The 17,026-nt window shown below is 68.7% G+C and carries 20 protein-coding genes; 11 read left to right on the top strand and 9 right to left on the bottom strand.

Going from position 1 to position 17,026, the window contains the following annotated elements; translation table 11 throughout:
* Window positions 1-110: 110 nt before the first annotated feature.
* Entirely contained in the window at window positions 111-734 is a 624-nt protein-coding gene (locus EAS64_RS36495) for a hypothetical protein (protein WP_145860643.1), read from the top strand.
* Here the strand turns inward: EAS64_RS36495 and EAS64_RS46425 are convergent.
* Window positions 731-970 (bottom strand): hypothetical protein, encoded by a 240-nt coding sequence (locus EAS64_RS46425; protein WP_246116033.1) that lies wholly within the window; start codon window positions 968-970, stop codon window positions 731-733. The two genes, EAS64_RS36495 and EAS64_RS46425, sit on opposite strands and share 4 nt — an antisense overlap.
* Here EAS64_RS46425 and EAS64_RS36490 point away from each other — a divergent pair.
* Both EAS64_RS36490 and EAS64_RS36485 read left to right on the top strand, forming a co-directional pair.
* Window positions 951-1,274: a PKD domain-containing protein gene (locus EAS64_RS36490; protein WP_246116032.1), complete on the top strand. Its 324-nt coding sequence runs from the start codon at window positions 951-953 to the stop codon at window positions 1,272-1,274. The two genes, EAS64_RS46425 and EAS64_RS36490, sit on opposite strands and share 20 nt — an antisense overlap.
* 230 nt (window positions 1,275-1,504) lie before the next feature.
* Entirely contained in the window at window positions 1,505-3,358 is a 1,854-nt protein-coding gene (locus tag EAS64_RS36485) for a DUF222 domain-containing protein (RefSeq protein ID WP_145860639.1), read from the top strand.
* 34 nt (window positions 3,359-3,392) lie between these two features.
* Here the strand turns inward: EAS64_RS36485 and EAS64_RS36480 are convergent, their stop codons facing one another.
* Window positions 3,393-3,758, bottom strand: a complete 366-nt coding sequence (locus tag EAS64_RS36480) for a hypothetical protein (protein ID WP_145860637.1) — start codon at window positions 3,756-3,758, stop codon at window positions 3,393-3,395.
* A complete protein-coding gene (locus tag EAS64_RS36475; protein WP_500691526.1) occupies window positions 3,755-5,296 on the bottom strand; it encodes an AbeC-like domain-containing protein in 1,542 nt (513 codons plus the stop codon). The genes EAS64_RS36480 and EAS64_RS36475 overlap by 4 nt, the downstream gene beginning before the upstream one ends.
* Window positions 5,297-5,433: 137 nt before the next feature.
* On the opposite strand from EAS64_RS36475, the gene EAS64_RS36470 reads away from it, so the two are divergent.
* Both EAS64_RS36470 and EAS64_RS36465 read left to right on the top strand, forming a co-directional pair.
* Window positions 5,434-5,817, top strand: a complete 384-nt coding sequence (locus EAS64_RS36470) for a nuclear transport factor 2 family protein (RefSeq protein WP_145860633.1) — start codon at window positions 5,434-5,436, stop codon at window positions 5,815-5,817.
* A 44-nt stretch (window positions 5,818-5,861) separates the two neighbouring features.
* The gene (locus tag EAS64_RS36465; RefSeq protein ID WP_145860631.1) at window positions 5,862-6,374 is read left to right on the top strand and encodes a P-loop nucleotide/nucleoside kinase family protein; all 513 of its coding nucleotides are present in this window, start codon (window positions 5,862-5,864) and stop codon (window positions 6,372-6,374) included.
* A 70-nt stretch (window positions 6,375-6,444) separates the two neighbouring features.
* Here EAS64_RS36465 and EAS64_RS36460 read toward each other — a convergent pair whose 3' ends face one another.
* Window positions 6,445-6,999: a DinB family protein gene (locus EAS64_RS36460; protein ID WP_145860629.1), complete on the bottom strand. Its 555-nt coding sequence runs from the start codon at window positions 6,997-6,999 to the stop codon at window positions 6,445-6,447.
* 44 nt (window positions 7,000-7,043) lie between these two features.
* Window positions 7,044-8,021 carry a LysR family transcriptional regulator gene (locus EAS64_RS36455; RefSeq protein WP_246116031.1) on the bottom strand — a complete coding sequence of 326 codons (978 nt, stop codon included), beginning with the start codon at window positions 8,019-8,021 and terminating at the stop codon, window positions 7,044-7,046.
* Between the two features lie 149 nt (window positions 8,022-8,170).
* On the opposite strand from EAS64_RS36455, the gene EAS64_RS36450 reads away from it, so the two are divergent.
* The 5 genes from EAS64_RS36450 to EAS64_RS36430 all read left to right on the top strand — a co-directional run bounded on the left by EAS64_RS36450 (window position 8,171) and on the right by EAS64_RS36430 (window position 13,288).
* Window positions 8,171-9,079: an SDR family oxidoreductase gene (locus EAS64_RS36450; RefSeq protein WP_145860627.1), complete on the top strand. Its 909-nt coding sequence runs from the start codon at window positions 8,171-8,173 to the stop codon at window positions 9,077-9,079.
* A gap of 39 nt (window positions 9,080-9,118) precedes the next feature.
* A complete protein-coding gene (locus tag EAS64_RS36445) occupies window positions 9,119-9,865 on the top strand; it encodes an IclR family transcriptional regulator (RefSeq protein WP_145860625.1) in 747 nt (248 codons plus the stop codon).
* A 77-nt stretch (window positions 9,866-9,942) separates the two neighbouring features.
* Entirely contained in the window at window positions 9,943-11,118 is a 1,176-nt protein-coding gene (locus EAS64_RS36440) for a 4-hydroxybenzoate 3-monooxygenase (RefSeq protein WP_145860623.1), read from the top strand.
* Between the two features lie 39 nt (window positions 11,119-11,157).
* The gene (locus tag EAS64_RS36435) at window positions 11,158-12,681 is read left to right on the top strand and encodes a flavin-containing monooxygenase (protein WP_145860621.1); all 1,524 of its coding nucleotides are present in this window, start codon (window positions 11,158-11,160) and stop codon (window positions 12,679-12,681) included.
* Entirely contained in the window at window positions 12,674-13,288 is a 615-nt protein-coding gene (locus tag EAS64_RS36430) for a DUF6624 domain-containing protein (RefSeq protein ID WP_187366437.1), read from the top strand. Before EAS64_RS36435 ends, EAS64_RS36430 begins: the two co-directional genes overlap by 8 nt.
* On the opposite strand, the gene EAS64_RS36425 is transcribed toward EAS64_RS36430, so the two are convergent.
* The 4 genes from EAS64_RS36425 to EAS64_RS36410 form a co-directional block, all read right to left on the bottom strand.
* Complete coding sequence (locus EAS64_RS36425) at window positions 13,269-14,291, bottom strand: amidohydrolase family protein (RefSeq protein ID WP_145860619.1); 1,023 nt, start codon at window positions 14,289-14,291, stop codon at window positions 13,269-13,271. The genes EAS64_RS36430 and EAS64_RS36425 overlap by 20 nt on opposite strands.
* Before the next feature lie 287 nt (window positions 14,292-14,578).
* The gene (locus tag EAS64_RS36420; protein ID WP_145860618.1) at window positions 14,579-14,986 is read right to left on the bottom strand and encodes a PaaI family thioesterase; all 408 of its coding nucleotides are present in this window, start codon (window positions 14,984-14,986) and stop codon (window positions 14,579-14,581) included.
* A gap of 10 nt (window positions 14,987-14,996) precedes the next feature.
* Window positions 14,997-15,446 (bottom strand): hypothetical protein, encoded by a 450-nt coding sequence (locus tag EAS64_RS36415; RefSeq protein ID WP_145860616.1) that lies wholly within the window; start codon window positions 15,444-15,446, stop codon window positions 14,997-14,999.
* A gap of 21 nt (window positions 15,447-15,467) precedes the next feature.
* Complete coding sequence (locus tag EAS64_RS36410) at window positions 15,468-15,935, bottom strand: nucleotide excision repair endonuclease (protein WP_145860614.1); 468 nt, start codon at window positions 15,933-15,935, stop codon at window positions 15,468-15,470.
* A gap of 109 nt (window positions 15,936-16,044) precedes the next feature.
* Between EAS64_RS36410 and EAS64_RS36405 the strand changes: the two genes are divergently transcribed.
* A complete protein-coding gene (locus EAS64_RS36405; RefSeq protein ID WP_246116047.1) occupies window positions 16,045-17,025 on the top strand; it encodes a DMT family transporter in 981 nt (326 codons plus the stop codon).
* Window position 17,026 lies beyond the last annotated feature (1 nt).

The following is a 17,026-nucleotide window of genomic DNA, read 5'->3' as shown; positions in this document are numbered from 1 at the left end:
CGTGAGGTGTGGTGCTCTCACCCTGGGGTGCGACACCGGCTCAGACCTAGCCTGGCCTAGCGCGGGCGAAGGCGCGCTCGCCGTAGACGCAACTGCCGCTGGAGGACCAGGTGCAATTCAAGTCGAGGAAACGGATCGCGTTCGGCGCTGTCGCGCTGGCCGGGTCCATCACCGCCGCGAGCCTGCTCGGCGGGACGGCGCAGGCGGCCACGGCGGCCCCTTCGCGGTCCGTGTCGCCGCAGTCGGTGGGGACAGCGGCCGCGACGTCGCCGGCCGGGTCGATCGTCTACCTCAAGGGCGGCAACGTCTGGATCGCGCACGCCGACGGGACCCACGCACGCCAGTTCACCACCCGCAAGCTCAACTGGTCCTCGCCATCCGAGGCCGACAACGCGTCGAAGATCGCCTATGGCATCTGGGAGTGCGGCGACGACTCCTACACCGCCCTGTGGACGCCGGCCACCGCCACCGGCCTCAAGTTCCCCAGCCAGACCCTCGGCCAGGAGGACTTCTACGAGCCGTACTGGATCAACAACTCGGAGTTCGTCGTCTCGCACGCGGGCCCGACGGTGAGTGACTCGCAGGCCCGCTGGTTCGTGCACAAGACCACCCAGGCCGACGACACCGGCGTGATCGGCTGGAACTGGGCTGCCATGACGGGGACCGGAGCCCAGGCGGTGCTCACCAGGAGCGGCTCCATCCTCGCCGTCTTCGAGGACGACGCCGCGGACTAGACGAACGGCAAGCCGCGCACCGTCCGGCTCTGGCTCTTCTCCGACCAGGTCAACGGCTCATACACGAAGAACTGCACGGTCAAGCTGAACGCCGCGAGCACCTCGCACCCGCTGCGGCTCAGCCCGAGCTTCTCCCCCGACGGCAAGGAACTGCTCTGGGGCGATGACAAGGGCGTCGAGGTCGCCTCGACGACGAACCCGGGCAACTGCGGGACCGTGAAGCCGAGGCTGCTCATCCCCGGCGGATCGCAGCCGTTCTTCTCCGGCGGCGTCGAGAAGCCCGCACTGCCGGTCGCGGCGTTCGGGGTCTCCCCCGCCGCGCCGAAGCACGGGGCGGCGGTCACGTTCAACGGCGGGTCAAGCCACGAGCTCGGCGGCAAGATCAAGGCGTGGGCGTGGAAGTTCGGCGACGGCCACACCGCCGCCGGCGCCAAGGTGTCGCATCGGTTCGCCAAGGCAGGTACCTACAAGGTCACCCTGACCGTCACCGACGCGGCGGGCCAGCACGCCACGGTGACGCGCAAGGTCAAAATCTCCTGACGGCTACTCAGAACCGGCCCAGCCTCGCGCCTTTACGGTGCCCGGCTGGGCCGGCCTTCTTTTGGCTTTGGACTGTTCCGGTCAACCAGCCTTTTGCTTTAGCGCATTTGACGTTCGGATAGGAAAGACTAACCGAATGGATAGTGTTTCGGCAGATAATGATCTTGAATTAGTGATAATATTCGAGTACTAGAACTTGTAAGCAGCAAATCGAACAAAGGGGAATCCGGATGGGACCGCAGCCGGGACAGGACGACGGGACGGGCGGCACGCCCGGCCCTGCGCACCTGTCCGGGTTCGCCCTGGGCGGCCAATGGGACGGCTGCGCCCCGTCGGCGGCGCTGGCCGCCGCGGCCGAGGCCGCCTCCGGCGCCGGGTGGCGCTGCGATGGCCTGTCCCGTGACGAGATGACCGGCCTGCTGCGCCGGTGGCAGGCGCTGGAGTCGTGGGCGGCGGCGGGCAAGCTCGGCGTGCTGCGGGCGCTGATCCGCGACGAGGACCAGCCGCTGCCCGGCGGGAGCTACCGCGGCGACCTGCCCGAAGGCTGGACCAGATCCCTCACCCACGAGGTCGCCGCCGCCCTGGCGATGTCAGTGACCTCGGCGGAGAACCTGATGTGGCTCGCCTGGGACCTGCACGCCCAGCTGCCCCGCAACGGGGAGCTGCTCGCCGCTGGCGACCTCACCCTGGCCAAAGCACGCGCCATCGACCAGGCCCTCGGCCCGCTCACCGACGAAGACACCGCCGCCGCCGAGCGCATGATCGCGCCGGAACTGGCCGGCAAGACCCACAGCCAGGTCGCGAAACTCGCCGAACAGGCCGCCATCACCATCGACCCGGACTCGGCCGCCCGCCGCCGCCAGGAAGCAGAGCAGACCAAGGCACGGGTGCTGCTGTTCCGCGAGGAATCCGGCGCCGCGGGGCTGTCCGGCCGGGACCTGCCCACCGGCCAGGCCCTGGCCGCACACGCCCGGGTAGCCGAGCGGGCCGCCGAATACCACGACTCCGGGGCGTTCGGCGAGGCACGGACGGACCAGCTGCGCGCCACCGCGTATCTGGATCTCATCAACGGCACCAGCGCCAGATCCCGCATCGCCTCCGGCCAGCTCGCCACCCAATCCCAGCCCGGCACGGCCGCCGGCGAGGGACCCGGCACCGCAAACACCCCGCCCGGCAACCAGCCGGACACCGGCGGCAGCGGCTCCGGCCGAGCAGGCGGTGCCGAAATGAACATCGCTGACGGCGATGCTCCGGACGCCGCAGGCGAAGGTGACCTAGACATAGCAGATGATGGACCTGCCAGACCGTCATCGCCGCCACGCCTGACCGATCTGGTGCTGCCGCTGGCCACGCTGCTCGGCCTCGGGGAACGGCCCGGCGAGGGCCACGGCCTCGGGCCGCTCGACCCCGAACTCTGCCGCGACCTGGCCGCCGCCGCCATCGCCAGCCCGGCGACCCGGCTGTGCGTCACCGTCACCGACACCGACGGGATCGCGATCGGCCACGGCTGCGCCCGCCCGGCACGACGCCAGACCCGCCAGGATGATTTCGGGTACAGCGCAAGACCCGGGCTGCCCGCCCGGGTGCAGCTGACGATCACCGCCAGCCGGCTGAAATCGCTGGCTGGGGCGGTCGGGCCGCCAGGCAGATCTGCGTGGCGCTTCACTTGCGACGACGACCCCGGACCGCCGGGCGGCTCCGGGCGCTGGACGCTCACCCTGCCCGACGGCAGGCGGTTCGCCGTCGCACTTGAGCCGATGCCCACATTCGACTGCGACCACCGCCACGAATCGCACGCCTACCAGCCCAACGACACCCTGCGCCACCTCGTCCAGGTACGCGACGGGGAATGCACCTTCCCGCCCTGCTCCCGCCACGCCAGGGAAACCGACTTCGAGCACGCGACGCCCTACGACAAGGGAGGCAGAACCTGCGCGTGCAACGCCGGATCACGCAGCAGGCAATGCCACCGCGTCAAACAGTCACCCGGATGGAACCTCACCCAGCCCCGGCCAGGCTGGCATGAATGGACGACTCCCACCGGCCGTATCTACACCCAGGGCCCCAAGCGATACCCGGTCTAGATAGTCAATATCTTGCCCAGCCAAGCTCTACCCGTCACTTGATGCCGTTGACGATCGCCTGAATGTTGGTGATGGCGTCGGTTAGCGACGCGACCCCCGCGACGCCGGCGGCGATCGCTGTGAGCATGCGACGGACCGCTTGCCACTTGGGGGACGGACGCATGACCTCGTCGCGCGCCATCTCGGCCGATTCGCGAATGCCTTCCGCGTCTTCGATGGCATCGCTGTGGGACTCCAGCGAACGCAGGAAATTTTCGAGTAGTGCGCACACTTCGTCCTGCGGCGTTGCCTGATGCTGGTAAACGGTAACGTTAGCTCCGTCGCCGACGACAAACCCAGTGCTGTTCTCGATGTTGCCGAACTTAAACTGGGAGCCGCCTTGATGCTTAGAATCGGTCATTTCGGTTCTTTCTTCGGCTCGTTGACTGTCGCTGAAGAATTATTGCCGATAGCGAATCCAGTGCTACCTGAAATATCTCCAATGTTGTAATTTATGCTTGAATCGAAGATTACCTTCACCTGGTCTTTGAATTGACCAAGGTCTACTCCGTGCTCGCTAAGGAAATCTTCGACCGCGCGGGTCAGTGTCTGCTGCGCAAGGAGTACGTACATTATTTCGTCTCGTGCCAGGAAGTAGTGCTGACGCTGGTCGCCGCTCGCGTCTTCTCGGATGCTCGTGCGTGCTCCGTAGTCAAACAAGTAGCCACGCTTTATGGCATTCTCACGCCTCAACTGTCGACGTCGCACGAGGCGCGGATAACGCCAGGCGCCGAATGCGCGGACCGGGGACCTGGCTAGCGCGGGTACTAGCGCCCTAAGGCCTGCAAGGAGCGAATCCTTCAGCTGAAGAGGCGAAGAAAACTCGTAGAGCGTATCGATTCGCCGGAATTCTTTGCGAATCGGAGGAAGAACCATGAAAGTCCATTCTACAAAGAGCGACTTCCCCGCGTAGACAGCTCGGATGAACTGCGTCACCACGAGCTGGCCTTGCCACCCAGGCATCTCCACACACACGTATGCGCGGGCCTCCGGCGATGGATTCTCCGCCGCCGCGTTCAATAGCGAACTCTCGACTGAGGTTGGGGGCGGCCGGAGTCGGTCAGGCAGTAGATTCTCGTCACTCTGGATGTGCAGTCCGTTGACGAAGAGACGTTCATAGACACGGATGTTGTCAAGACTCTTGCCCAGCCCGTGTTCGCGGTCGAAGGCTGCCACAATAGCAGTGTGTAGATCCTGGCTGGTAAAGCTCTCCGGCTGCTTTCCGGCCTCTCCGTCGTCATCCTTCACACCACTGATATCGAGCAGTATTCGCTGCTGCGCCATGAGCTTCCCGCTTCCAATGAATGCCTCATGACCGCTAAAAACTACAAGATTCCCATCTTTGCGCGCGGCTACCGTATCGAGCCGGTCGCGGTCTCCTCCATTCGTTGGCCACGGAGCGTCTACAGGCCTGAAACGGTCGCGAAGCATTTTCCCGATGACTGCCTTATGAATTCGTTCGTGGTAGTCCCAGGAAACGACCATCCACGCCACCAAAAGCAGTAGGACAAGTGGAATCCAAACCCAAGGCCACCACAGTATCAGGACGACGATCAAGAAAATCTGCAGTGCAAGGATTACAGTCAGCCATCGGTCTCTTATCGCTCGGATGCGGAGCGCCTTCAGTGCCCACTTGACCACGACGGGCACGTCTACGCCGAAGGTTGGTGCGAGTGCCTTCAACTGCTCATTGAACACACGGTCGACGACGCTCTTCGCATAGTCAATGTCCAGTTGCGTTGCCGCGGAGAGGTAGCGTGTCGCCTCCTTGTCGGCGGTCTCAACGCTATCTGGAGCAGCTGCCTCTCCGACTGAGCGGCTGGCGAGAAACGGTCTAGTTAACTTGTAACCGTTAACAGTGAACCTGCTGAACCCGCGCTCATTCATTCCGTCCTTCATGCTCACGCTCCCCGTTGATAGCTGACGGACGCAGAGTCAGGCTTTACCCTCAGTTTTGGTTTAACATGCGCGCACCCAAATCGCAATGTTCGGCATTCTCCCGACGATGAGATCACCGAGCGTGCCAGAGTGGGGGTGTGACACGGGATAGCGCGGACGAGGAAGTTGTGGCGGAGGCGGCGGTGCGGCGGGCCGCCGCGCTGGCGGAGCGGGACGAGGCGGCGCTGCGGGAGCTGATGCATCCGGGATTGCAGTGGACCACCTTCCGGGGCGATGTCCTGGACTATGAGCAGTACTTGGCGGGCAATACCCGTGGTGAGCTGGTGTGGCGGGCGCAGCGGCTCGATGACGTGCGGGTGACGGTCGCCGGGGACACCGCGGTGCTGACCGCGTGGGTGACCGACGAAGTGACGCGTGGCGGGCAGGACCTGGAGTTCCGGGTGCGACTGACGCAGACGTGGACGCGGACGGCGCAGGGGTGGCGGTGCATCGCCGGGCACGCCAGCCCGCCGGCCGGCTAACTGCCGGCCGGCTGACTGTCGGAAGGTCCGGGTAGCCTGCTCGGATGACGCTCTTGGTGGTGTTCGCCGGGCTGCCCGGCTCGGGGAAGTCCGTGCTCTCGCGGGGCGTCGCCGACGCGATCGGCGCGACCTACCTGCGGATCGACAGCATCGAGTCGGCTGTCGTGACGGCGCTCGGGACACTAGGCGACAGCGCGGTGGGGTACGAGATCGCGGAACGGGTCGCCGCCGATCAGCTCCTCGCGGGCCGGGACGTGGTGGCCGACGCGGTCAACGGGATCGGTGTCGTGCGCGACGGCTGGGTCGCACTCGCGAAGCGGACCGGGGCGGCGCTGCGGTGGGTGGAGGTGCGGTGCGGCGACGCCGCCGAGCACCGGCGCCGGGTGGAATCACGCGTGGCGGAGATGCCCGGGCAGCACATTCCCACCTGGGACGAGGTGACGCGGCGCGAGTTCGAGCCGTGGCCGCCCGAGCTGACGGAACGGCTCGTCGTCATCGACAACGTCGGCGATCCCGCGGCTCACGTGGCCCGAATCGTCGGCGCGCTGCGCGCCTAGCAGCCGACGCCGCGGGACGCCGTCCGCCGCGCGAACGGGTGGTCCTGGTTGATCCGCTCGTCCTACGCGGTTACTGCCCCACGCGTCCGTCGATGCGCTCGCGCAGCAGATCGGCGTGGCCGCAGTGCCTGGCGTACTCCTCGATCATGTGCACAAGCAGCTCGCGCAGCGAGACCGGTTCCCCCTGCGAGTCGGTGCCGACGTAGTCGAAGTCGTGGTCGGCGATGAACTCGTTGGCGAACGCCATCTCCTCGCGCCAGGCCGCCCACGCCTCCTTGACGACCTCGGGGTCGGCGACCGCTCCGTTGAAGTCGCCGTCCGGGTCTACCGCCGTCTGGTAGCGCTTGGCCAGCTCCTCGTTGCCCGCGAAGCGGCGCCTGAACCAGGTCCGCTCCACCTCGGCCATGTGCCTGATCAGGCCGAGCAGAGACATCGTGGACGGCTCGACCGAGCGGCTCGCCAGCTGGGCCGCATCCAGGTCCGCACACTTCAGTTCCAGGGTGAGCCGCTGGCCGCGGAGGAACTCGGTCAGCGTGGCCCGCTCGCCTCCCAGCCTCGGACCGCCCTCGCGTGGGTCGTCCGCCGGGTCGATGAACAGGTCAGCGCGGTGCTGGGGGGTCGTCATGCGCAAAATGCTATCCCGCGGTAAATCGCAGGTCGATGGCACGGTCAGCCCGCGGCCGATCCGGTGAGGCAATCCCTGGCCGCCCGGCGGAACGCGGCGACGAGGCGGCCACGGTCGGCGGCACGGGTGGCGAGCACGACGTGGCTTGGCGCGACGCCGTGCAGCGGGATCGTCGTCAGGTCCGGGCGCATGCTGGTGCCATGGATGCCGGCCGGGACGATGGCGACGGCCTGGCCGGCGGCGATCAGCTCGTTCTTGTCCTCGATCGCGTCGACCAGCGGGCCGTCCGGCGCCGGGCTGCCGTCCGGGCGCGGGTCGATCCGCCAGTAGGCGTTCCACACCGGGTCGGGCATCCGCGGTATCGGCTCGCCCGCGATGTCGTCGAGGGTGACCGATTCCTTGCCCGCGAGCCGGTGATCAACGGGCACCATGAGCAGCCGGGGCTCATCATACAGGATCGACACGTCGAGGCCGTCGGTATCCAGCGGCAGCCGGGTGACGGCCGCGTCGACGCGGTGGTCGAGCAGCGCGGCGCGCGGCTCGTTCCACTCCAGGTGCTGAGTCTGCACGTCGGCGTCCGGGTGCTGGCGGCGGAGCAGCCGGACCGCCTGCGTGACGATGATGCCCGGCGTGTATCCGATCGTGATCCGGCTCGGCTGGGCGGCGGCCTTCGCGGCGGCCGCTGCCTGAGCGGCGGCACGGAGCAGGGCCCGGGCGCGTGGCAGGAACACCTCGCCTGCCGCAGTGAGCGTGGTGCCCTGCGGCGTGCGGTCGAACAGCCGCGCGCCGAGTTGCCGCTCCAGGCGGGCGACCTGGCGGCTCAGCGACGGCTGGGCGACCAGGAGTTCCGCGGCCGCGCGACCGAAGTGGCGGTGCTCGGCGACCACGGTGAAGTAACGGACGAGGCGCAGGTCCAGGTCGGCGGGGAGCAGCGGCTCACGCGGGTCGGCGCGGGCGGATGAGACGGCCTGGGTCAGCGGGGCGGACAGCGGGGTTGGCGGCACCCTTTCATCGTAATTCACCGCTCCCTCCTGTCCCGTGCTGGCAGTGGCTCTGAGCTGCGATGATGCCTGATCGGTATCGCGTGGTGCGGAACGGGTCTTGGACGCGGCAGCTCAGTGCCCGGCACCGTGGAGTGACAGGGAATCCACTCGGATCAAGGGGCTCAATCATGCGCGTGTTCGTCACCGGCGCGACCGGGTTCATCGGGTCCGCCGTCGTGCGGGAATTGCTCGGCAACGGGCATCGGGTCACCGGCTTGGCACGGTCGGACAAGGCCGCCGCCGCGGTCGCGGCCGCCGGGGCCGAGGTGTGCCGCGGCTCGCTTCAGGACACCGCCGGGCTGGAGGCCGCGGCCGCGGCGGCCGACGGCGTCATCCACACCGGCTACATCCACGACTTCTCCCCCACCGGCAATCCGGCGGCGGCTGCCGCGATCGACGGTGCCGCCATCGCGGCGTTCGGCGAGGCGCTGGCGGGAACGGCCAAGCCACTCGTCGTCGCCTCCGGGCTGCCCGCGGCCGAGCCCGGCCAGGTCGTGACCGAGGACCTGGCGGCGTCGGACAACCCGCACTGGCCGCGGGTTTCCGAGCGCGCGGCGATGCCGTTCGCCGACCGGAACGTGCGCGTGTCTGTGCTGCGGCTGCCGCCGTCGGTACACGGGGAGGGCGACTACGCGTTTGTGCCCGCGCTCATCGGCATCGCACGGGCCAAGGGCCTGTCCGCCTACGTCGGCGAGGGCCGCAACGTGTGGCCCGCCGTGCACCGGCTCGACGCCGCGCGGCTGTTCCGCATCGCCGTCGAGCAGGTGCCCGCCGGGACGCTGCTTAACGCGATCGGGGACGAGGGCGTGCCGTTCCGCGACATCGCGGAGACGATCGGCCGGCACCTCGACGTGCCGGTGAAATCGCTCACCGCCGAGGAGTCGCGAGAGCACTTCGGCACGTTCGCGGTGTTCGCCGGGTTCGACGTACCCGCGTCGAGCGCGCGGACGCGGCAGCGGTTCGGCTGGCGGCCTGCCGAGCCCGGGCTCATCGCGGATCTTGACCAGGGGCACTACTTCACCGTTCCGGATAACTAGTCTGGAGGTTTGACAGCTTCCGCTGAACGGAAGGGTGCGATGCCTGATTCCGGTGTCACCGTCGCGTCGCGGCTGCTTGCGATCCTGGGCAGCTTCGACGCGGGGCACCGGGCGCTGACGCTGAGCGAGATCGCGCGGCGGGCCGGGCTGACGCTGCCGACCGCGCACCGGCTGGTTGCCGAGCTGGCCGGCTGGGGCGCGCTGCGCCGGACCGCCACGGGCGAGTACGTGATCGGGCGGCGGCTGTGGGACCTCGGGCTGCTTGCCCCGGTGCAGACCGGACTGCGCGACGTCGCCGCGCCGTTCCTGCAGGACCTGTACGGTGCGACGAAGGCGACGGTGCACCTGGCGGTCCTGGACGGCACGCAGGCGCTGTACCTGGACCGGCTGTCCGGGCACGGTTCCGTTCCGCTGGTGAGCCGGGTCGGCGCCCGGCTGCCGCTGCACTCGACCGGTGTCGGCAAGGTGCTGCTCGGCTACGCGCCCGCCGATGTGCGGCACGCGGTGCTGTCCCGGCCGCTCGAGCGGTACACCCCGTACACGATCGTCGCACCGGGGCGCCTTGAGGAGCAGCTGCGCCGAGTGCCGCGCGACGGGTACGCGACCACCAGCGAGGAGATGACGTTGGGCGCCTGCTCGATCGCCGTGCCGGTGCTCGCCGCTGATGCCGTGGTCGCGGCGCTCGGCCTCGTGCTGCCTGACCTGCGCGGCCGGGCGCGGCTGTTGCCGGCACTGCGGGTGGCGTCCCGCGGCATCGCGCGCAGTCTTTCCCTTGAAGCTGGCTGAGCCTAGTTCCGGCCTGACTTCCGGCCAACGGAAGCGCGGTGTGGCACGCATGGCATGGGTGGCCCTATAAAGGCTGCATGCGGACTGACGTTGCCATCATCGGGGCCGGACCGGCCGGACTCCTGCTTGCCCATCTGCTCGCCCAGGACGGGATCGAGTCGGTGGTGATCGAGTCGCGCACGCAGGAGTACGTCGCGGCGCGGATCCGGGCCGGCATCCTGGAAAGCTCGAGCGTCGACCTGCTGACCTCGGTCGGCCTTGGCGCGGGAGTGCAGGCGCACGGCGACGAGCACCGCGGCATCTACCTGCAGTGGCCGTCGGAGCGTCACCACCTGGACTTCGTCGACTTGGTTGGGCGCAGCGTGTGGGTGTACGGGCAGACGCAGCTGCAGGCGGACCTGGTGACCGCGAGCGAGGCGGCGGGCCGGACGGTGTTTTACGACACGTCAGACGCCGAGCTGCATGACCTGGAGACCGACCACCCGTTCGTCACGTTCACCGACGACGCCGGAGCGCGGCAGCGGATCGACGCGCTCGCGATCGCGGGGTGCGACGGGTCGTTCGGGCCGAGCCGCGCGGCGATGCCGTCCGATAAGCGCGACTCCTGGGAGCGCGTGTACCCCTATTCCTGGCTCGGCATACTCGCCGACGTGGCGCCGTCCACCGACGAGCTGATCTACGCATGGCACCCCGACGGATTCGGCATGCACTCGATGCGGTCCGCCACCGTCAGCCGGCTGTACCTGCAGGTGCCGAACGGCACCGATGTCGCCGACTGGTCCGACGACGCCATCTGGGACGCGCTGGCGACGCGGCTCGGGCACGGGCAGGATGGCTGGACGCTCACCCCGGGGCCGATCACCGACAAGAGCGTGCTGCCCATGCGGTCCTTCGTGCAGTCGCCGATGCGGCACGGGCGGCTGTTCCTGGCCGGCGACGCCGCGCACACCGTGCCGCCGACCGGCGCGAAGGGGCTAAACCTGGCGATCGCCGACGTCGCGCTGCTCGCCCCGGCGCTCGGCCGGCTGGTGCGGAAGAACGACTTCGCGCTGGCGGACGCCTACTCAGACACGGCGCTGCGCCGCGTGTGGCGGTGCGAGCACTTCTCCTGGTGGATGACGACGATGCTGCACGTTTCCGGTGACCCCTTCGACGCGCAGCTTCAGCTGTCACAGCTACGCTGGGTCACGTCGAGCGCGCATGGCGCGGCAGGCCTCGCGGAGAACTATGCGGGGCTGCCAATTGGTTTCTAACCGATTGGTTTCTAACCTAGTACCCGGAGGTGGGGACGCATGGACGCGGCCGCCGGGCATCAGGAGTTCATTGACGTTCTGATTGTGGGTGCCGGCGTCTCGGGGATCGGGGTCGCCTACTACCTGCAGCGGGATCATCCGGGGCGTCGCTACCTCATCGTGGAGGCGCGTGGCGCGTCCGGTGGCACCTGGGACCTGTTCCGCTATCCGGGGGTGCGATCCGACTCTGACCTGCACACATTCGGGTACGAGTTCCGGCCGTGGCGGTCGGAGGTGGCGATCGCGGACTCCGCGAGCATCCTGGCGTACGTGCGGGAGACCGCAGCCGAGCACGGCATCGACCGCAACATCCGGTACCACGTCACGGTGATTTCCGCGTCCTGGTCGTCTTCCGATGCGCAGTGGTCGGTCACGGTCCAGGATGCGGCGACCGGCGCGCGCTCGGTGATCATGTGCAACTGGCTGCTGTGCGCGGCCGGGTACTACCGCTACGACGAGGGCTTCACGCCGCGGTTCGCGGGACGCGAGCGGTTCGCCGGGCCGGTCATCCACCCGCAGCACTGGCCGGAGGACCTGGACTACGCGGGCAAGCGCGTCGTCGTCATCGGCTCCGGCGCGACCGCCGTCACCCTGATCCCGGCGATGGCGCGGACGGCGGCGCACGTCACCATGCTGCAGCGGACGCCGTCCTACGTGCTGCCCGTCCCGTCGCGTGACGCGGTCAACGCCCGGCTCACCGCGTGGTTCGGCGCCTCTCGCGGCTACTCGATGACCCGGTGGATCAACGCGAGCCGCCAGGTCGTGCTCTGGCGGTTCTGCCAGAAGCACCCGAAGGCGGCACGACGGCTGATCAGGTACCTCAACGCCAGGATGCTGCCGGAGGATTATCCGGTCGACGAGCACTTCAACCCGCCGTACGACCCGTGGGACCAGCGGATGTGCATCGTGCCCGATGGTGACCTGTTCCGCGTGATCCGCGACGGGAAGGCGTCGGTTGTCACCGGGCACATCGAGACGTTCACCGAGAACGGCGTCCAGCTGCTCGACGGCAGGCGACTGGAGGCGGACATCATCGTGACGGCAACCGGCCTGAACGTGCAGGCGCTCGGCGGGATGTCCCTGACCGTGGACGGTTCGCCGGTGCATGCGCCCGACCATTTCATCTACAAGGGGATGATGCTGTCCGGCGTGCCGAACTTCGTGTTCGTGTTCGGCTACACCAACGCCTCGTGGACGCTCAAGGTCGGCTCGCTGAGCGAGCACCTGTGCCGGCTGCTGACCTACATGGACTCCCGCGGCTACGACACCGCCCGGCCGGTCGCCGCCGATCAAGGCATGACCGCCGGGCCGTTCCTCGACTTCCAGGCCGGGTACATCAAGCGGGCGCTCGACCGGCTGCCGCACCAGGGCAGCCGCGCGCCGTGGCGGGTATCGCCGACGCACCGCGCCGACGCGCGGCAGCTGCGCAAGCGGGTCGACGGACCGGAACTGGTCTTCTCTTCCGCCATGCCGGGCGGTTCATCAGCCGGTTCTCCCGAGGAGGCGCGACTGGGTCATGGATGAAGAGCTGCGGGCCGAACTGCTGCGCCGGATGGAGAAGGACCAGGAGGCGCGGCTATCCGATGACCTGGAATCGGGCGCGTTCGAGGCGGTAGACGCCGAGAACCTGCCCTGGCTCAAGAACCTGATCCACTCGCGTGGCTGGCCCGGTGCGTCGCTGGTCGGTACCGATGGTGCCCACGCGGCGTGGCTGCTCGTGCAGCACGCGGACACCGATCCCAAGTTCCAGCGGCACTGCCTCATCCTGCTGCGCGCCGCGGTCTCCGCCGGGGAGGCGTCGCTTGTCGATCAGGCGTTCCTGACCGACCGGGTGCTGCTGCACGAGGGCAGGCCGCAGGAGTACGGCACCCAGATGACCAGGCGGGGAGGCAAATGGGTGCCGAACAACCCCCGCGACCCCGGCCGCCTCGACGAGCGGCGCGCGGCGGTGGGCCTGGAACCGATCGCGGACTGCCTGGCCCGCTTCACCGGGCCGTCCGTGGCCGCGAAGATCAACTGCCCGCAGTGCGATACCTGGGTCCCGTTCGAGCCGCCGGAGATCGGCGAATGGCTCACGATCACCTGCACCGGCTGCGGTCGCGAGATGAGGATTATCGGTTCGCAGTCCTGAGCCTGGCATCGAGCCGCGGGTAGACCCGGCGGGCATTGCGCTCGAACACCTTGGCGCGGTCGTCGGCCGACAGCTCCGATGCCTCGACGTAGCGCTTGGTGTCGTCCCAGGGGAAACCGCCGTCCGGGTTGTCGCCGCGCACGGCGCCGAGCATCTCGCTGGCGAACAGGATGTTGTCCGGGCTGATCACGCCGGTCAGCAGGTCCATGCCCGGCTGGTGGTAGACGCAGGTATCGAAGTACACGTTGGTCATCACGTTGTCCTCGATTGGCGGGAACTTCTCCCTGGTCGCGATGCCCTTGAAGCGGCCCCAGTGGTAGGGCACCGCGCCGCCGCCGTGCGGTATGACGAATCTGAGGCTCGGGAAGCGTTCGAACAGCCGTCCCTGGACGAGCTGCATGAACGCCGTGGTGTCCGCATTCAGGTAGTGCGCGCCGAGCGTGTGCGCGGCCGGGTTGCACGACGTGGAGACGTGGATCATCGCCGGGACGTCGAGCTCGGTCATCTTCTCGTACAGCGGGAACCAGTACTCGTCGGTGAGCGGCGGCGAGCTCCAGAACCCGCCTGCCGGGTCGGGGTTGAGGTTGCAGCCGACGAAGCCAAGCTCGGTGACGGTTCGCTCAAGCTCTTCGACGCACTTCGTCAGGGGCTCGCCCGCGACCTGCGGCAGCTGGGCGGCCCCGGCGAAGTTGCCGGGGAACAGCGTGGTCACCCGGTAGATGAGGTCATTGCAGACTTGCGCCCACTTGACCGCCGTCGCCGGGTCGGGCACGTGATGGGCCATGAACGACGCGCGGGGCGAGAAGATCGTCAGGTCATGGCCACGCTCGCGGGAGATCCTGAGCTGGTTGCTCTCGATCGTCTGGCGGATCTCATCGTCGCTGATCTCCGGGTCGGCAGGGACGGGAAGCGCCGGGTCCTTCAGCCTGGCGAGCTGCGCGTCGCGGAATTCCTGGAGAGCGGCTGGCGCCGTCGTGTAGTGACCGTGACAGTCAATGATCATCGTGCGTTACTCCCGGGGGTGAGCGAACGGCCCGGTGCGGCCTGGTCCCCGGCTCACCATAGCGGCTGGCACGCGGCGTCCGTGAGGTGCGCTTGGGTGCGGATGATCACGCTGGTGCGGGGCGACAAAGGACCGTGCCCGGATTCGTTACCGGGAGCTCACTCGGCGCTGACGGGATCATGGCACCGGGCCTCGCCATGATCACGGAACTTCGGATTTCAACGGAACTTTTCTACCCGGATCGGGGAGCTTTCTCCGTCAGGATCGAATGTTCCGTGATCATGTCCCTACGCGAGGTTGCGGGTGATGACCGATTGGGTTTGCGTTGTCTGCGCGACGAGGCGGTCTTGCGAGTCGTACAGGCTGGTCTGGATCGTGACGGTGGTGCGGCCACGGTGCAGCGGGATCGCGATGGCGCGGACCTCGCCGGCAGTTACGGGACGGAAGAGCTGGGTAGACGAGGTGATCGTCGCGGTCCGCGCACCCTCGGGAAGCCCGAGGTAGGCCACGAGGGCCCCGGCGCTGTCCGCGAGCGACATCAGCACCCCGCCGTGCATGAGGCCGCCCGCGGTGCGCAGCTCGGGCGCCCAGGCAAGCCGGGCGATGACCTGGTCGGCGCTTGCCTCGTCGATCGTCATCCCAATGTGCCGCGCGAACGGCATCAGCGCGACGAGATCCGCAGTCTGCTCCGGCATGTGGCCAACACTACGGCGCGACGTGGTGGTGCGGGAATCCGCCCGAGAGACGGGCGGCCAGGGCCGCGTTGCGCTGGGCGAAGTCGCGCCATTCCAGTGCGGTGTCCGCGAGATGACGGCTAGCGGCCGACTCGCCGCAGCGGCGCTGGGTCCAGCGGGCCAGGCGGCCGGTACGGAACTCGAAGCGGACGAGGGTGCCGTCCGCCCAGCCGTGGATGTCGCAGTCGGCGCGGTCCGGGCAGGTGACCTTCTGCTCCGTGGTGATCCAGTCCAGGGCCTCAATCTCGGACTGGGGACGGCCAGCGAGTTCGAAGGCAAGCGAGGCCGAGGCCGCATCCCTGCGCTCGATCAGCCGCTGCTTCAGCCGGGAGATCGCGGCCGGATCGCGGTCGAGGACCGCCGCCATCTTTGCCGCGAGCTCCGTCCGGTCGGCCGCCGAGACGCCGCGGACCCGGGCCATCTCGCGCTGGTGCCGTCCATGTCATCGCCGGCACGATTTCAGCGGCAGCACGCGGCACAGGCCGGCGACAGCGAGTCGCACCTGCCTACCGCCCAGGTAGGGGCCGAAATGCCGGCCGGCGGCCGCGCGCTCGTGGACGACCGCGAGGCTCGGCGTACGGTCAGAATCACCGAGGCGAATCCAGACCTCGACCTCCTGGCCCCCGTCCGGTGCGCGGTTCCACGGGGGCTTACTGGCCTGGAGCAGGTTCCGTTCCAGCCATGCGGCCTCGTGCGCGGAGTCGCAGACGACCGCCTCCACGCGGGCGACGCGGGCGACCATGGGTGCCAAGTGCGCGCGGCCGGCGAGGTCGCCCCAGTAGGAGGCGACCCGCCGACGGAGGCTGACGGCGCGGCCCAGGTAGAGGACCCTTCCCTCGGCGTCCCTGAACCGGTAGACGCCGGGTGCCAGCGGCAGCAGCGCGACGAGATCCGCTGTCTGCTCAGGCATGCGGCCAACACTACGGGCCCTACGAAAGTTCTAGGGGTTAACCCCACCCCGGAATGGGGGGTCTTCCCGATGGCTGACGCGATGCATCGCGCATAGCGTTGGCTGCGTGATGGTGATGATCGCAAGTGCCCTCGCTGCCGCCGTGCTGTACGGGGCCGGTGCGGCGGTAGAGCAGCGTCAGGCGGCGGGGGCGCCGCAATCATCCGCGGGGCGGCCGGGGCTGCTTCTCATGCTGGCAAGGCAGCCGTTGTGGCTGCTGGGGATCGGCGCGCAAATCGGGGGCTTCGCGGCGCACACCGTGGCGCTGCGGTTCGGGACGCTGGCGACGGTGCAGCTCATCGTGGCGGCGGAACTCATCGTCGCGGTGGGCGTGGTCCGGATCTGGTCCGGCCGGCCGCTCGGCCGCGACTCCTGGGCCGCGGCGCTGACGGTGGTCGCGGCCATCGTGGCGTTCCTCGCGCTGACCTCGCCCGCACACGGCCACGTCGCCGGCCACTACTCGGCGCACGCGGTGGGGGCGATCGTCGGCGCCGTGCTGACCGGGGCGGGCGCCCTGGTCGCCGCGGTCGCGGGCCTGCGCTCCTCGGGAAACCGGCGCGCGGTGCTGCTCGCCGTGGCGGCGGGACTCGCCGATGCCTGCTCGGCCGTGGTGATCATGCAATTCTCGCACGTCGCGAGCCATGGCGTGGTCGCCATCTTCACCTCGTGGACCACGTACGCGGTGGCGGTGTGCGGTACCGGCAATGTGCTGCTGACGCAATCCGCCTACCAGACCGGACGGCCCATGGTCACGCTGCCGATCATCGCCGCGGTCACCCCCGCGGCGAGCGCGGCCGTCGGCATCGCGCTGCTCGGCGAGACGCCGCGGCTCGGCGCGGTCGGCGCGGTCGCCGCCTGCTTCGCGGTGCTGGTCGCCAGCCTCGCGCTCGGCTGGCTTGCGCGGTCCGCTCCCCATCCCGAGGTTCCCGAGCCGGCGGACCTCGCGGTCGAGGTCGAGGAACTGACTGTCCTCACCGGGGTACCGCGGCAGGGGACGGAACGGGTTCGGCTTCCTCTCGCAACCCACGGGGCACCGCGTCAGGCAGCCTGAC

The organism is Trebonia kvetii (assembly GCF_007827045.1).
Taxonomy (GTDB): domain Bacteria; phylum Actinomycetota; class Actinomycetes; order Streptosporangiales; family Streptosporangiaceae; genus Trebonia; species Trebonia kvetii.
The sequence above is the reverse complement of the archived record's forward strand: the minus strand, read 5'-3'. Positions and strand labels throughout refer to the sequence as shown.

Bases quoted from the DNA above. Each gene is read 5' to 3' on its own strand.
- EAS64_RS46425 (WP_246116033.1), bottom strand. From the start codon at position 970: ATGAGCAGCCTCGGCTTCACGGTCCCGCAGTTGCCCGGGTTCGTCGTC.
- EAS64_RS36485 (WP_145860639.1), top strand. From the start codon at position 1,505: ATGGGACCGCAGCCGGGACAGGACGACGGGACGGGCGGCACGCCCGGC.
- EAS64_RS36480 (WP_145860637.1), bottom strand. From the start codon at position 3,758: ATGACCGATTCTAAGCATCAAGGCGGCTCCCAGTTTAAGTTCGGCAAC.
- EAS64_RS36475 (WP_500691526.1), bottom strand. From the start codon at position 5,296: ATGAAGGACGGAATGAATGAGCGCGGGTTCAGCAGGTTCACTGTTAAC.
- EAS64_RS36465 (WP_145860631.1), top strand. From the start codon at position 5,862: ATGACGCTCTTGGTGGTGTTCGCCGGGCTGCCCGGCTCGGGGAAGTCC.
- EAS64_RS36460 (WP_145860629.1), bottom strand. From the start codon at position 6,999: ATGACGACCCCCCAGCACCGCGCTGACCTGTTCATCGACCCGGCGGAC.
- EAS64_RS36450 (WP_145860627.1), top strand. From the start codon at position 8,171: ATGCGCGTGTTCGTCACCGGCGCGACCGGGTTCATCGGGTCCGCCGTC.
- EAS64_RS36445 (WP_145860625.1), top strand. From the start codon at position 9,119: ATGCCTGATTCCGGTGTCACCGTCGCGTCGCGGCTGCTTGCGATCCTG.
- EAS64_RS36440 (WP_145860623.1), top strand. From the start codon at position 9,943: ATGCGGACTGACGTTGCCATCATCGGGGCCGGACCGGCCGGACTCCTG.
- EAS64_RS36435 (WP_145860621.1), top strand. From the start codon at position 11,158: ATGGACGCGGCCGCCGGGCATCAGGAGTTCATTGACGTTCTGATTGTG.
- EAS64_RS36430 (WP_187366437.1), top strand. From the start codon at position 12,674: ATGGATGAAGAGCTGCGGGCCGAACTGCTGCGCCGGATGGAGAAGGAC.
- EAS64_RS36425 (WP_145860619.1), bottom strand. From the start codon at position 14,291: ATGATCATTGACTGTCACGGTCACTACACGACGGCGCCAGCCGCTCTC.
- EAS64_RS36420 (WP_145860618.1), bottom strand. From the start codon at position 14,986: ATGCCGGAGCAGACTGCGGATCTCGTCGCGCTGATGCCGTTCGCGCGG.
- EAS64_RS36415 (WP_145860616.1), bottom strand. From the start codon at position 15,446: ATGGCCCGGGTCCGCGGCGTCTCGGCGGCCGACCGGACGGAGCTCGCG.
- EAS64_RS36410 (WP_145860614.1), bottom strand. From the start codon at position 15,935: ATGCCTGAGCAGACAGCGGATCTCGTCGCGCTGCTGCCGCTGGCACCC.
- EAS64_RS36405 (WP_246116047.1), top strand. From the start codon at position 16,045: ATGGTGATGATCGCAAGTGCCCTCGCTGCCGCCGTGCTGTACGGGGCC.